This window comes from Bacteroidota bacterium, from assembly GCA_019637975.1.
Classification (GTDB): Bacteria; Bacteroidota; Ignavibacteria; order UBA10030; family UBA6906; genus CAADGV01.
In genome coordinates, this window is the sequence record JAHBUR010000005.1 from 148498 (window position 1) to 161477 (window position 12980).

Annotated in this window: 9 protein-coding genes; all 9 read right to left on the reverse strand. The window is 51.5% G+C overall.

Translation table 11 applies throughout. From position 1 onward, the window contains the following. Nucleotides 1–52 precede the first annotated feature (52 nt). The 9 genes from KF749_04170 to KF749_04210 all read right to left on the reverse strand — a co-directional run bounded on the left by KF749_04170 (nt 53) and on the right by KF749_04210 (nt 12975). Entirely contained in the window at nt 53–1063 is a 1011-nt protein-coding gene (locus KF749_04170; GenBank protein MBX2990349.1) for a thiamine pyrophosphate-dependent dehydrogenase E1 component subunit alpha, read from the reverse strand. Next, nucleotides 1060–1500 carry a hypothetical protein gene (locus KF749_04175; protein ID MBX2990350.1) on the reverse strand — a complete coding sequence of 147 codons (441 nt, stop codon included), beginning with the start codon at nt 1498–1500 and terminating at the stop codon, nt 1060–1062. The genes KF749_04170 and KF749_04175 overlap by 4 nt, the downstream gene beginning before the upstream one ends. 150 nt (nt 1501–1650) lie before the next feature. Next, the gene (locus KF749_04180) at nt 1651–3684 is read right to left on the reverse strand and encodes a tungsten formylmethanofuran dehydrogenase (GenBank protein ID MBX2990351.1); all 2034 of its coding nucleotides are present in this window, start codon (nt 3682–3684) and stop codon (nt 1651–1653) included. A gap of 100 nt (nt 3685–3784) precedes the next feature. Continuing rightward, nucleotides 3785–5182, reverse strand: coding sequence for a dihydrolipoyl dehydrogenase (gene lpdA, locus KF749_04185; protein MBX2990352.1), 1398 nt, complete (start codon nt 5180–5182; stop codon nt 3785–3787). Between the two features lie 246 nt (nt 5183–5428). Next, complete coding sequence (locus KF749_04190) at nt 5429–5959, reverse strand: hypothetical protein (GenBank protein ID MBX2990353.1); 531 nt, start codon at nt 5957–5959, stop codon at nt 5429–5431. A gap of 39 nt (nt 5960–5998) precedes the next feature. Further along, nucleotides 5999–6439: an OmpA family protein gene (locus KF749_04195; protein ID MBX2990354.1), complete on the reverse strand. Its 441-nt coding sequence runs from the start codon at nt 6437–6439 to the stop codon at nt 5999–6001. A 192-nt stretch (nt 6440–6631) separates the two neighbouring features. Next, nucleotides 6632–9628, reverse strand: a complete 2997-nt coding sequence (locus KF749_04200; GenBank protein MBX2990355.1) for a T9SS type A sorting domain-containing protein — start codon at nt 9626–9628, stop codon at nt 6632–6634. Between the two features lie 434 nt (nt 9629–10062). Beyond that, nucleotides 10063–12147: a T9SS type A sorting domain-containing protein gene (locus KF749_04205; GenBank protein MBX2990356.1), complete on the reverse strand. Its 2085-nt coding sequence runs from the start codon at nt 12145–12147 to the stop codon at nt 10063–10065. A 195-nt stretch (nt 12148–12342) separates the two neighbouring features. Then, complete coding sequence (locus KF749_04210) at nt 12343–12975, reverse strand: response regulator transcription factor (protein MBX2990357.1); 633 nt, start codon at nt 12973–12975, stop codon at nt 12343–12345. Between the last annotated feature and the right edge of the window lie 5 nt (nt 12976–12980).

Sequence of the window (12980 nt, forward strand, 5' to 3'; positions counted from 1 at the left end):
TAGTAGTATAGCACTAATAAATCAGATTGTCAAACCAAATTCGCGAAAATGCCTATTTCGTGTACACTCCTTCCCCCGCCCACTCACCAACTGGATAGGGCTGCGCTACTGCATAATCAACCGCCTCCTGAATCTCCGCAAGAATCTTCTCATGCATTTCATTCTTAAGAGATTCAGAGAGAATATTCTGTGACATCAACTTTTCTTCGTACAACACAATAGGGTCTTTCTTCTTCCACTCGTCAACCATTCCCCTCGGTACGTACGAGGCGTCATCCGAAAGAGAATGTCCGTGCATGCGCATCGTAATCGTTTCGATGAGTGTGGGACCATCGCCTTTTCGTGCACGCTCAACAGCTTCTTTGCATACCTCGTACACTCGCTCGACATCTGTTCCGTCAATAGTGAAACCGGGAATGCCGTAGCCAATCGCCCTGTCCGACAGTTTCTTCGCCGCGAACTGTTTGTGGTTCGGGGTAGAATAGGCGAATTGATTGTTCTCGATAATCATGACGAACGGCAGCTTCATCACCGCCGCCATGTTCATCCCCTCATGAAACTCACCGACGTTGCATCCGCCATCGCCGATGTAGTTCATCACCACGGCATTTTCCTTTCTCATCTTCGAAGCAAGCGCAACCCCGCACGCCATGGGAATCATGGCGGCAAGATGGCTGACATTGCCGTAGATTTTCTTTGATGGGTCAGCATAGTGCCCCGTTCCGTCGCGACCGCGGGCAAGCCCCTCTCCCCTTCCGAGTTGCATCAGGAAGATGTTGCGCAACGTCTGCCCTTTGACGAGATGCGCTCCGAGATCACGATGCATCGGAAATAGATAGTCATGCTCTTCAAGCGCGAACGCGCTGCCGACAGCCGTCGCCTCGTTGCCGTATCCTGTAAACGCCCCGCCGACCATCTTGCCTTGCTTGTAGAGCTTGATGATGGCGTTGTCTACCTCGCGTGTCAAGAGCAGATAACGGAATAACTCCAGACGATCCTGATTCGATAGAAGTGATTTTGTATCCGTCAATTTCAGATCAGCAGTCTGTGAATAGTTTCTCATGCAAGATTTTCGAGATCGTCACGGTCTCTCGGTCTGCCGCTCTTTCTCTTGTTCGTCAGAAGGTCATCGAAACCTATCAGGCTGATCTTCAAGCCGTGGACTTCAATCTCACTTCTTCTTTTGTACGCGGCGTCGAAATCGACTCCATCAATTGAGGTAATGACATCGATCCGAACCGGCGGTACTCCAAGTTGATTGACTTTTCCTTCGGAACAAAAATCTTCTGCTTTGAACCCAAGCGAACCAACGCCGAAATCATCAAGTGTCTTCAAAACTTTTTGCGCGTTTTCCACGGTGGGACGGACCCAGATATCCATATCGCCGGTAAAACGCGGATAGCCATGAAGCACGACGGCATATCCGCCGACTAAAAGGTACTCAACGCGGTTTGCGTTCAGTAACTGTATAAACTCTTTGAAGTCCGGGTCGCTTATCATACTTGAAACGAATGTACTGATCTCTCAAATAATCCAGAGCGTCGAGACGTTTCTCGTAACTTTGTCTTGACCAATACGCGAAGTCGTTTTCCTTGTTATGGAGTGTCGTCCGCCTGCCTTGTGTCTTGTCCAATCGTACCATCACTCACCTCAATAGTTTGACAACTTCTCCAGCGCTTTCACAATATCCGATTCTTGCGGCAACATTGCATTCTCCAACTCCGGTCCGTAAGGAACAGGAGCATCCTTCGCAGCAACGCGCTGAATCGGCGCATCGAGACGCTCAAAAGCCTCGTTCGCGATAATGGCGGCAATCTCTGCTCCGAAGCCGCTTGTGAGTGTGTCCTCGTGAACAATGAGGACTTTGCCTGTCTTTCGAACAGAGTTCAGAATCGTTTCCTTGTCCAATGGAATTAGCGTTCGTAGATCAATCACTTCAACGCTGGCGCCGGTTTTCTCCTGAATCTTGTTCGCCGCATCAAGTGAACGCTGCACCAACATCCCCCACGTAATGATTGTGATATCGTCGCCAGGGCGTTTCACTTTTGCAAGGCCAAACGGAATGAGATAATCTTTGTCGGGCTCGGGAGATGAAGCGAAGCCTTGACGATACAATCCTTTGTGCTCACAGAAAATGACGGGATTCTCTTCACGACACGCCGTCTTCAACAAGCCTTTCGCGTCAGCGGCGTTTGATGGGAACACAACATGCACTCCGGGAATGTGCGTGAAGAATCCGTCGATAGATTGACTGTGATACAATCCGCCGTGAATGTATCCGCCGACCGCGACGCGAATCACCATCGGGCATGCCCACTCGTTGTACGAACGGAAGCGCAGCATCGCGACCTCGTCGCGGATTTGCATGAACGCGGGCCAAATGTAATCGCCGAACTGGATTTCGACAACGGGCTTGTAGTCGCCGCGCACGGCGAGACCGAACGCAGTTCCCACAATACTCGCCTCAGCAAGCGGAGAATTGAAAACACGATCTGCACCGTGCTTTGCCGTCAAACCTTTCGTTGCCGTAAACACGCCGCCCTTGTTGCCCGCCACATCCTCACCGTAGATGAGCATCTTCGGGTTTCGTGCGAGTTCTTCATCAAGAGCGTGGTTGATGGCGTCAACCAGAACGATTTTGTTCCCCTTGTGTTCAGATTCGACAAATCCGTCCTTTGGAACGGCGACGCGAGGTGAATACACATACCTTTCCAAGTCGTTTACATCAGGCAACGGCTTCTCTTCCGCCCACTCGGCAGCCTTGTCAATTCTTTCTTGAATCTCTTTCTTGATCTTCTCGAAATCAGCATCCTTCAGAATCTTCTGATCGGCCATGAACTTCTCGAACCGGGGAATCGGATCTTTCTTGCGATCTTCTTCCAACTCCTCGTTGCTGCGATATTTCTTCTGATCGTCTGAAGAGGAATGGGCAAGAAGGCGGACGGTGTCGGCCTCAATCACGCTCGGCCCTTGTCCGTTGCGAGCTTTCAAAACCGCATCAGCAACCACTTCATACATTTCCTTGAAATCGCATCCATCGACGCGGTAGCGGTTCAAGCCCTTGTAGCCCGCAACCAGCCCGTAAACGGACTCGCCCGCCATCTGATCCTTTACCGGTACTGAGATGGCAAACTTGTTATTTTGAATGAGAAAGATAACCGGGAACTTGCCCCTCGCCGCCCAGTTCACCGCTTCGTGAAACTCACCTTGACTCGTCGTGCCCTCGCCCGACGAAACATAGACGACCTCATCCTTTCCATCCTTCACGGCACCCATTGCCGTTCCGACTGCTTCGAGAAACTGGGTACCCGTCGGCGATGATTGCGCAATGATGCGTTGCTTCTTGTGTCCGTAGTGGAACGGCATTGCAAAGCCGTTGCTGCTCGGTCCGCCTTTGCGATGGAGCGCTTCGAGCATGATCTCTTCAATCGTATATCCGAACTGAAGCGAGAATGCAAGGTCGCGATAGTACGGATATGCCCAATCATAGCCGGGCTTCATTGCAAGTGCCGTGGCCGTCTGTGCCACTTCGTGCCCCGATCCGCCGATGTGAAAGAATACCTTGCCCTGCTTCAGCAAAACAAGAATCTTGTTGTCAAGCAAACGTGCAGCAACACAGTTCTTATACGTGTTGATGATTTGGTCGTTGGTGAGATTTGACAACGCGCTGCCGGCAAGGATGATCGGTCTTGAGCCGTTCGAGCCCTTCGGCGTACTCTCAGTCTTCACATTCTTAATGGTGGACACGAATCGATTCCTCACGATTGATGATCGAAATTTCTCTTCAGATGTTGATCGCCTCGCCGTACGCCGCCGCCGCCGCTTCCATCACTGCTTCGCTCAATGTCGGGTGGGCGTGGATTGTATGGAAGATGGATTTACCGGTTGCTTCGAGTTTTTTCGCCAACGCAAGCTCGGCAATCATCTCCGTCGCTTCGCTGCCCATGATGTGCGCGCCGAGTAGCTCGCCGTACTTTGCATCGAAGATGAGCTTTACCATTCCCTCTGTCTCGCCGATGGCAATGGCTTTACCGAGCGGACGGAACGGGAACTTGCCGATTTTCAGTTCGTATCCCTCAGCTTTCGCCTTCTCTTCCGTCAACCCTACGCTTGCGATTTGCGGCTGGCAATAGGTACAGCCGGGAATCATCGAATAGTCGATCGGTTCGAGATTCATCCCTTTGATGGCTTCGACGCAATGAATGCCCTCCGCACTCGCAACATGCGCAAGCCACGGTGCACCGATCACATCGCCGATGGCGTACACGCCGGGAACGTTCGTTCGATAATCCTTGTCAACTTTGATGTGATTGCGTTCTACAGTAACGCCAATCTTCTCCAATCCGAAACCCTCGACATTCCCCTGCACGCCGATTGCCATCAATGCGACATCTCCCTTCAACTCCTTCATTCCTTCGGGAGTGTTGACGACAACAACTACATCGTTTGCGGAACTCTTCACGCTTTCGACTTTCGTGTCGGTCAGAATTTCAATCCCCTGCTTTTTGAAGCTCCGCTCCATCTCTTTCGTCAACTCTCGATCTTCAATAGGAAGAATGCCGGGCATCATTTCAACAACGGTGACTTTCGTGCCGAGGGCGTTGTAGAAGTAGGCGAATTCAATGCCGATGGCTCCTGCGCCAACCACGATCATGCTCTTCGGCTGTTCGCTGAGCGACATTGCCTCGGTACTCGTAATGATCCGCTTGCGGTCGATTGTTACGCCGGGAATCGAGCGGGCGCGGGCGCCGGTTGCCACGATGATGTGCTTCGCCGAGACTTTGTATGATGCACCTTCTTTCGGCTTCACTTCTATCACCCCGTTGCCTTGCAGCGTTCCGTATCCCGACATGTAATCAATCTTGTTCTTCTTCATCAAGAACTCGACGCCTTTGGAGATTTTGTCGGAGATGCCGCGGCTTCGCTGGATGATCTTACCGAAATCGAACTTCAGATTGTCGTATGAAATCCCCCATTCGCTCGCCTTCTTGAATTGATGGAGAATCTCGGCGTTCTTTAGCAATGCTTTGGTCGGAATGCATCCCCAGTTCAGACAAATACCGCCTAATTTTTCCGCTTCAATAATGCCGGTGTTGAATCCAAGTTGGGCAGCACGGATTGCTGCTGTGTAGCCGCCCGGCCCGCCACCAAGAACGATTATATCGAATGATTTTTCTGCCATGAGTTCCTCTATATCAGGGAGCGATTGGACAAATCGCCTCACTCCACACAACAAAAAAGGGAATTGTGGTTCCCTTCTTGATATCGCTAAGAATTGGTATAAGAACGAATCCCCACGTTGTCCCCTGTTCGATTGCTTATGGGAAAAATCACCATTACAGGAGAGAAATGACCTAACTTTCGGGGAACAAAGTGCGGAAAATATACCCAAAGCGGGCTTGAAAGTCAACGAAACCGAATCCGGCGGCTATTCTATAAGGTAGTCCATTTCGTTGTTCTGGTAGGATTCTTCATGAACCGGTTCACGACCGAAGTAATCTACGGGATGAAAGGCATGCGGATAATAGGAATCCGTGCGGAGTAAAAAGTGCAACCGGATTCCGGGTGGAAACTGCCCCCAATGATCAAGAACGACTATCGTGCTGTCACCTGCAGCAATCTTCCTTCTGCCGAGACCACCGGCAAAGGGATACCGATTCCTCTCGATATCCCTCCAATCAGGTGTGTAGTTGAACATCGTGGAGCCCTCGAAGTCCGCAACTCCGACATTCCGGATGTAAAGAGAGAACTTCGTCATCGGTTGCGAAGGACCGTGACTCCCGTACCTTTCGTAGGTAAAATGTTCAATGTGGGTGATCGCAAGATCGGGAATCGGGCCTGCCGGCGGCTTCGGAGCCTCTTGGACATGACGTTGTAACTGAGTGTAGCCGCAGGAGACGAGAACACAGCATACAAGCAAAGGAATTATTCTTGATACATAGTCTCCGATATGACTCACGAGCTTCTCCGATCAATCGAGTTTGCCGCAACGGAGGTTTTACTTCTTTACAATCTCCACTCGCCTGTTCTTTTGCTCGCTACCTTCTGTCTTATTGTCGGCGATGGGCTTTTCCTGTCCCCAGCCTTTAGACGAAAGCCGTGACTTGTCAATCCCTTTGGCGATGATAGCGTTCATCACCGATTTGGCCCGGTTCTCGGAGAGCGTCTTGTTTGACGCGGCAGATCCGACGTTATCCGTGTGACCTTCGATGCTGACGTTCAGGGATTCGTCCTCGTTCAACAGCTCAACCACCTGATCAATGATGTATTGTGATTCGGGTTTGATATCCGCCTTGGCAGTCTCGAAATTAATCTGGAGCGTGATAAATCCGGTTTTCTCCATTTCATCCCTCATCGTTTCGGAATCCGAACAGGCGGCAAAAAGAAACGCGAACAGCGTGATGCCTGCAACAGAACACAAGTGAGCTTTACGATTCACGGCTGACTCCTATCGTTGTTGTGAATGATTCGTTCGCAGAACGGGAATGACTAACGGGAAATACTGCATGGAGAATACCAAATCATGAAGTAAGTTGCAACACGAAACGAGAATCAGCCAGCTCATCAAAACCGTATAAAAAAGGAAATCCCGCCCATTACAAAGCGGGATTTCTCTGAAAAGCGAACCATTCTAACGCATTAGCGTCAGTTTTCTTGTTTGAACCAGACCTTCTGATTGAAGTCTGTAGAAATAGACTCCGCTTGCCAAGTCTCTTGCGTCGAGAACGGTTTCGTATCTTCCGGCATTCAGGTGCCCGTCCAGCAGCCTCTGCACTTCCCTTCCAAGAACATCGTACACCGACAATCTTGTGTGCCCGGAAACAGGAAGCGAAAACGCTATCGTCGTTGTCGGGTTGAACGGGTTGGGATAGTTTTGCATGAGAGAGAACTCTTCGGGAACATCAAATCCCCAGGTGATTGTCATGTTTCCCCCTTTATACAGAATATTGCCCGTCGGGATGATGCCCGAATTTATCTTGACTTTATTATTCACTTTCGTCGCAAGATCACGGGCAAGAGCATCGTTGGACGATATACCGTCGGTGACAAGCATGGAAACGTACGTCAGAACGTCACCCGCCGTTCGGTTATCCTTCGTGACGATTGTATGCTGGCCGATCTTGAGTGAAACAAAATTCATCACAAGGGCTGCAAGCTGCTTTTTCGCCTTGTCCTGCATCGATGGATGCCGCCGAAGACTCAACACATCGTCCCAATCGTTAATCGTCAGAAGGTTCGCAAACACATCGAAATGCGGAGTGTAATGCTGGTGCACGGCCTCTATGTAGGAATTCAGTTGGATGAGGTTTTCATCCCAGCGGTGGCGGCGGCACCTGTGTTCGTCGAATTGATGCTTCCAATACCCGACGCTGCGAGCCCGATTTGCAATCACGGCTTGCGTGAGCGTGAAATCGACTATTGCTGATCCCCCCGCCGGTAGTGTCAGCCCTTTTGGATTTGCATCAACTGCATAGCCGAGCGGCTCGATGATTATCACTTGGTAGTCGATTCCGGAAGGTACATCTGCGAACGCATATTCTCCCGAGGCATTCGAAATGACAGCGGGAAAATCCTCAATCGAAGCACCGTCAGCATCCAGCAGTTTCACGGTTACGTTTTCCATTCCACCACCGCCTGATCTGAGAATGGTTCCCGAAATCGTGCCATTGGAAACTGAACCTACAGAGACGGCCAAGTTGCTTGAAGCTCCCGAGAAGCAACTGTTCTTGGGTGTAACACTGACATCTCCTGAGGCAGCGCCCCAATCAACTGTGATCGATGTTGTGCCTTGCCCTGAAGCAATACTCGCCCCTGACGGTACGGTCCACTCGTATTCTTGCGCTCCCGTCACATCTGCAATCGAGAATCCGACGCCAGATTGTCCCGAACTGACCGTTGTCGGGCCTGAGATGCCGCCTGCCGCCGCCACAACGGGTATGACTGTGACGGCAAGCGGGCTGGAGGTTGCGCTATTTCCTTTTGCGTCGGTTACCGTCACGGAGTAGTCTTCTTGTACGGAAACGGCAATGGATTGTGTTGTGGCCCCCGTTGACCAGAGGTACGAAGCGGCCGCGCTCGATGTCAGCGTGACACTCCCGCCTTCACAAAACGAGGTCGGGCCGTTTGCGGAAATTGCCGGGCTTGCGGCATTGTTTCTCAGCAGTATATCGTCGATACGGTATGCACTGCTGGCAGAACTTCGGAATCTGATTCTCAGATTCTCCGTTGCAGGAATTGTGCCGCTTGCCGTCCGCGAATACCAGCCTGTCGAACCGCTGGCCGTGGGCAATCCGCTGAATGTCAAAGCGGAATACGCCAGTCCGTCGTCACTTACCTCAACGAAGAAATCCGACCCGTCAAGAGCAAGGGCGTCTTTTCGAATGCCGAACGAAAGCTCGAGGGCATTCAATCCGGTGGTAGTGATTCCCGCAATCTCGAAAGAAGCATTCGATCCGCCGGAGAAGAAGATGTTGGCGCCGCCGGATGCGGCCGAATATCCTGCAGACGCATTGGATGCCCGTACATCAGAAGTACCGCTGAAAGTGAGGTTGTCACTGTCAAAGCCACCTGCGGAGACATGCGCGGCAATCGAAGTCGTGGTTGAAACAGTTCCCATTGTCTCATGAAACACAACCTGAAACGGAATAGGCATTACCCCTGTCCCGCTCACAGGAATACTCTGCGAGGCGGCGCCTGTACTTACACACGAGATGTTGCCGGAGTAGGGGCCTTCGACTGCAGGCGAGAAGCGCACCTCGATTGCCGTTGCGTTTACGACATCCCCCGAGCGCGCAAGAATAATCGGGATTGATGAGAATGGATTGATACCGGTTCGGATTTCAAATCCGGCGGGCGGTGTTATCGTAATGTCGTCTATCAGTTCTGAGCCGCTGACAACAAAACTCGAAGAGCCGGATGACCCGCCAACCGGCACGCTGCCGAAACTGCCATTAAATGATGAGGTGTTCAAGAGAATAGTTGCCCCGCCGGTCAGTTCAAATGTTCCTGTTAGCGTGATGTTTCCCTGCAACCCTCCGGTGCCGGTGGTGCCTTCGGAGTTGAAGCCGTACAGCCTGAATTCGGCAGTGCCGGCAAGCTCCTCGTACTCAACACCGAGTCCGAGAACATTGCCCGTCCAATTGACATCTGAGTCAGGTGTCGTCAGAATTCCTGATGCACTTGTTAGACCCGCATTAAGAGTGGTGAAGTTCGCGAATGGCGTTGCGTGTCCGTCATGGCTTCCCCGCCATTGCCACTGTCTCGGGCCGGTGGCGCTGCGACCGATCCCAAAGGAAACCGATGTGATTGTGAACTTGTAACCCGGAACTGCTGCTACTGTCACTCCGATGTATTTGTTGAGATCAATAGAACCAGTAAAGACATCACTGCCGTTTGTAGCGCCGGTCGGCCAGTTGCTTCCCCTGAAGTTTCCTGTGCTGGAGGAACTTGATATGCCTTCTTTCACAAGACTTCCTGACGAAATGCCTGCATACGAAGTCCCGTTGTAAGCAAACGATGGTACATTGTTCCCGTCTCCCGCAAGATTGTATGTTGCGGTGAACGGTGTTTGTCCTCTGGCAATCCCTGTTATCACTAAACAGGCTGCAACCAAGGCGATCTTTTTCATATACCCTCCGCGAAGAATGTGTGAGAAATAGTGGATTGTGAGATACCGTAGTGGTATAAGATCGATTGAACAACAGATTGACAGTTGGAGAGTTCGCTAAGCCCGTGAAGTACATCCGTCAATACGGTTCACGGGCCACGACCCCAAACGAATGTGTAAGCAGTGGGTTCAGCTACCCCGGCAATCGAGAGTTAGTGGAAGAGAAACAGAGTTCTATGGGAGAAGAGCAATACGATTGGCTCGATCGGAATAGAGGATCGAGAAGAGAACATACGAAGCAAGTGAAGAACGGCAACATGTCGACAAGTTTGCAGGCGTGGACAATGTCAGAACTACATGCTGCCACCAATATACAAACAGTAGGATAAATGTCAAGTGAGAAAGGAGGGCGGAGACCGGCACGCAAGGCATCCGCCACCTACCGGAGAGGTTCCTTATTTCAGAAGAATCATTCTCTTCACCTCGCTGAAGTTTCCACTCTGCATTCTATAAAAGTACACGCCGCTTGCGAAACGAGTGGCATCGAACGTCGTTTCATAACTTCCTGTCGGTAGATTCCCGTTCACCAGCGTTGCTACTTCCCGGCCTATCGCATCGAATATCTTCAGTGAAACATGACTGGTGCCCGAAATGTGGAACTTGATTTTTGTCGAAGGGTTGAACGGATTCGGATGGTTTTGCTCAAGAGCAAATGCGTCCGCCAAGTTCCCGGCGACTTCCCTCACCGATGTCAATTGTGAGAAGGGCCTGCGCCACGCCCCGTTGCCGTTCGTCCCGGCCATCAAATCACTTCCGCTGACTATCAACGATTGAATTGACGTGTTGATAAGTCCGGTGTTAGCAGCAGTCCAGTTTGCCCCGGCGTTTGTGGAGACGAAAACTCCAAGCGATGTGCCCGCAACAATTGTTGAGCCCGATGCCAATAGAGTCCGGACATTTGTTCCCGTAAGTCCTGAATTTGATGCAGCCCAGTTTGCGCCGTTGTTTGTCGAAATGAAAACTCCGCCATTCGAAGTGCCCGCAAAAATGGCCTGGCCGTTCGATGCAAGAAACTGCACAACCAACGATGTCAATCCGGTGTTTGAGACAGCCCAATTCTGTCCTGCGTTCGACGAGATGAAAACGCCACCATTCGTGCCCGCAAGAACATTCGAGCCGGCAACAAGCAAAGCGGAGACTGTCGTGTTTGTCAAGCCTGTGTTTGACACACTCCAGTTGGCGCCGCTATTGGTTGAACGGTAAATGCCGCTGCTTTGGCTGATGCCGGCAAGAATCGTTGTGCCCGAAACTGCAAACGCACGCACGTCACCAACAGAGGCAAGTCCTGTACCTGAAAAAAACCAGGATGTTCCGCCATCAGTCGAGCGATGCACGCCTCCTGCGGACGTGACTGTTCCCAAAAGCATGTCGCTTCCGTTCTGCACGAGAGAGAACACTCCCCCCCCGAAATTGTTGATCGGAAGCCACACCGTGCCATTATTGGTTGTCCGATATAACGCCCCGTCGGAGTTGCCGCCAAAGAGGTTTGGTCCGTTAACGAGAAATGCGGTCACGAAGGTATTGATGTACCCGTTATTCTTCTCCACCCAAGTTCCGCCGAGATCGATTGAGCGGTAGATGCCTGCCTTGTCTCCGTTGTTTCCCATACCGACAAAAAGTGTTGTGCCAAGAACTCCGAGCGAACGTGTATTGTTTGTTGGAGGAATTCCGGTGTTGGCGGGATTCCAGGTTTGTCCCGCATCGGTCGAGCGCTGCACGCCGCCGAGTGTTGCCTGAAATGCATTCGCCCCGATAATGGCAATAGCAAGAGTGATGTCGAAACCGCCACCGCTCCAGTTTCCTCCATCATTGGTCGAACGAAACACCCCACCCGATTGAGTGCCGGCAAGCAGAACTCCGTTCACGATGCCCAATGTGTTGACGTTCGTGTTTGTCAGTCCGGAACTGGCGGGCAGCCAACTTGCGCCATTGTTTGTCGATCTAAAAACGCCGCCGGCAGTCCCGGCAAAAATCGAAGAGCCGTTCGATGCAAAACATCGCACGGCCAACGATGAAAGTCCAACCGTATCAACGGACCAGCTTGCACCACTGTTTGTGGAAAGAAACGCTCCCGCACTTGCCGTTCCCGCAAACAACAGGTTCCCGAAGGCATGCACGACATTGACGTTTGTGCTCGTCAATCCGGAGTTTGAAACTGCCCACGAAACTCCGCCATCGGTGGATTTGTAGACTCCCGAGGAGGTTCCTGCATAAAGGATCGAGCCGTCGTATGCCAGCGAACGAACCTGTGTGCCGACAGGCAATCCCGATCCCGACCAAATCCAACTATCGCCGCTGTTCGTAGACTTGAATACTCCACCCGCAAACGATCCTGCGTAGATTGTTGTACTGACAGAAACGAACGACATCGGGTAGCCTCCTTCGGGGCCGGAGGTTTGAACCCACTGAGCTGTGGCGGAAAAGGTGAGAAAACAGAATGCAAACAGAAGCGCTGCGGGTATCGCACAATTCTTCGACATGTCATACTCCTTGAATGTGAATGAACGGATGTGATTCTGATTGGAAGAAATGTATTGCGAAACGGCGTGCCGGTTCAATGACTCAACTGAGTCATTCTTGCATCGTGGAATTTGGCGGAATGGCTGTGGCGTGAGGACATGTGTCTGCCGCAAGGATAAAGAACGAAAATGCAGGACAAGACGGGAGTCTTATCACTACACCAGTCCCTGCTTGATTGCTTTTACCACCGCTTGCGACTTCGAGTGAACGTGGAGCTTTTCGTAGATGTGTTTGATGTGATTACGGACGGTTTCGGGGCTGATGAACAGCTTGTCGCCAATCTCGCGGTTGTCCAAACCAAGAACAAGCTTCTGAAGAATTTCCACCTCCCGCTTCGTCAGCGAGTAATTCTCTTTCCCGGTTGGCGCATAGTGTTTGAAGAGTTCGATAACACGCCGCGCAATGTAGGGCGTCATCGGAGCCCCTCCCGCCGCGGCATCCTGAATTGCGATCAACACATGGGCAGGCGGCGTCTTTTTCAGAATGTAGCCATCGGCACCGTTCACGATTGCACGAAACACATTCTCGTCATCATCAAACACCGTGAGCATGATGATGGACGCGGAAGGAACAAGACGCTTGATATCCGCAATGCTCTCAGTCCCTGACTTTCCCGGCAGATGAATATCAAGCAAAACCACATCGGCGTCGGGAAAATCCGCAAGTGCATCCTCGATATTGGAGAACGAACCGACGGAAGTGAATCCTTCGGTAAAGTTGAGAACATGCACGAGTCCCTCCCGGAAATCGTCATGGTCTTCTACGATAACAACTCTGATGGGCTTCATATCGG

Excerpts from the sequence above, each read along its gene's own strand:
- KF749_04170 (MBX2990349.1), bottom strand. The coding sequence starts at position 1,063 with ATGAGAAACTATTCACAGACTGCTGATCTGAAATTGACGGATACAAAA.
- KF749_04175 (MBX2990350.1), bottom strand. The coding sequence starts at position 1,500 with ATGATAAGCGACCCGGACTTCAAAGAGTTTATACAGTTACTGAACGCA.
- lpdA (MBX2990352.1), bottom strand. The coding sequence starts at position 5,182 with ATGGCAGAAAAATCATTCGATATAATCGTTCTTGGTGGCGGGCCGGGC.
- KF749_04200 (MBX2990355.1), bottom strand. The coding sequence starts at position 9,628 with ATGAAAAAGATCGCCTTGGTTGCAGCCTGTTTAGTGATAACAGGGATT.
- KF749_04205 (MBX2990356.1), bottom strand. The coding sequence starts at position 12,147 with ATGTCGAAGAATTGTGCGATACCCGCAGCGCTTCTGTTTGCATTCTGT.
- KF749_04210 (MBX2990357.1), bottom strand. The coding sequence starts at position 12,975 with ATGAAGCCCATCAGAGTTGTTATCGTAGAAGACCATGACGATTTCCGG.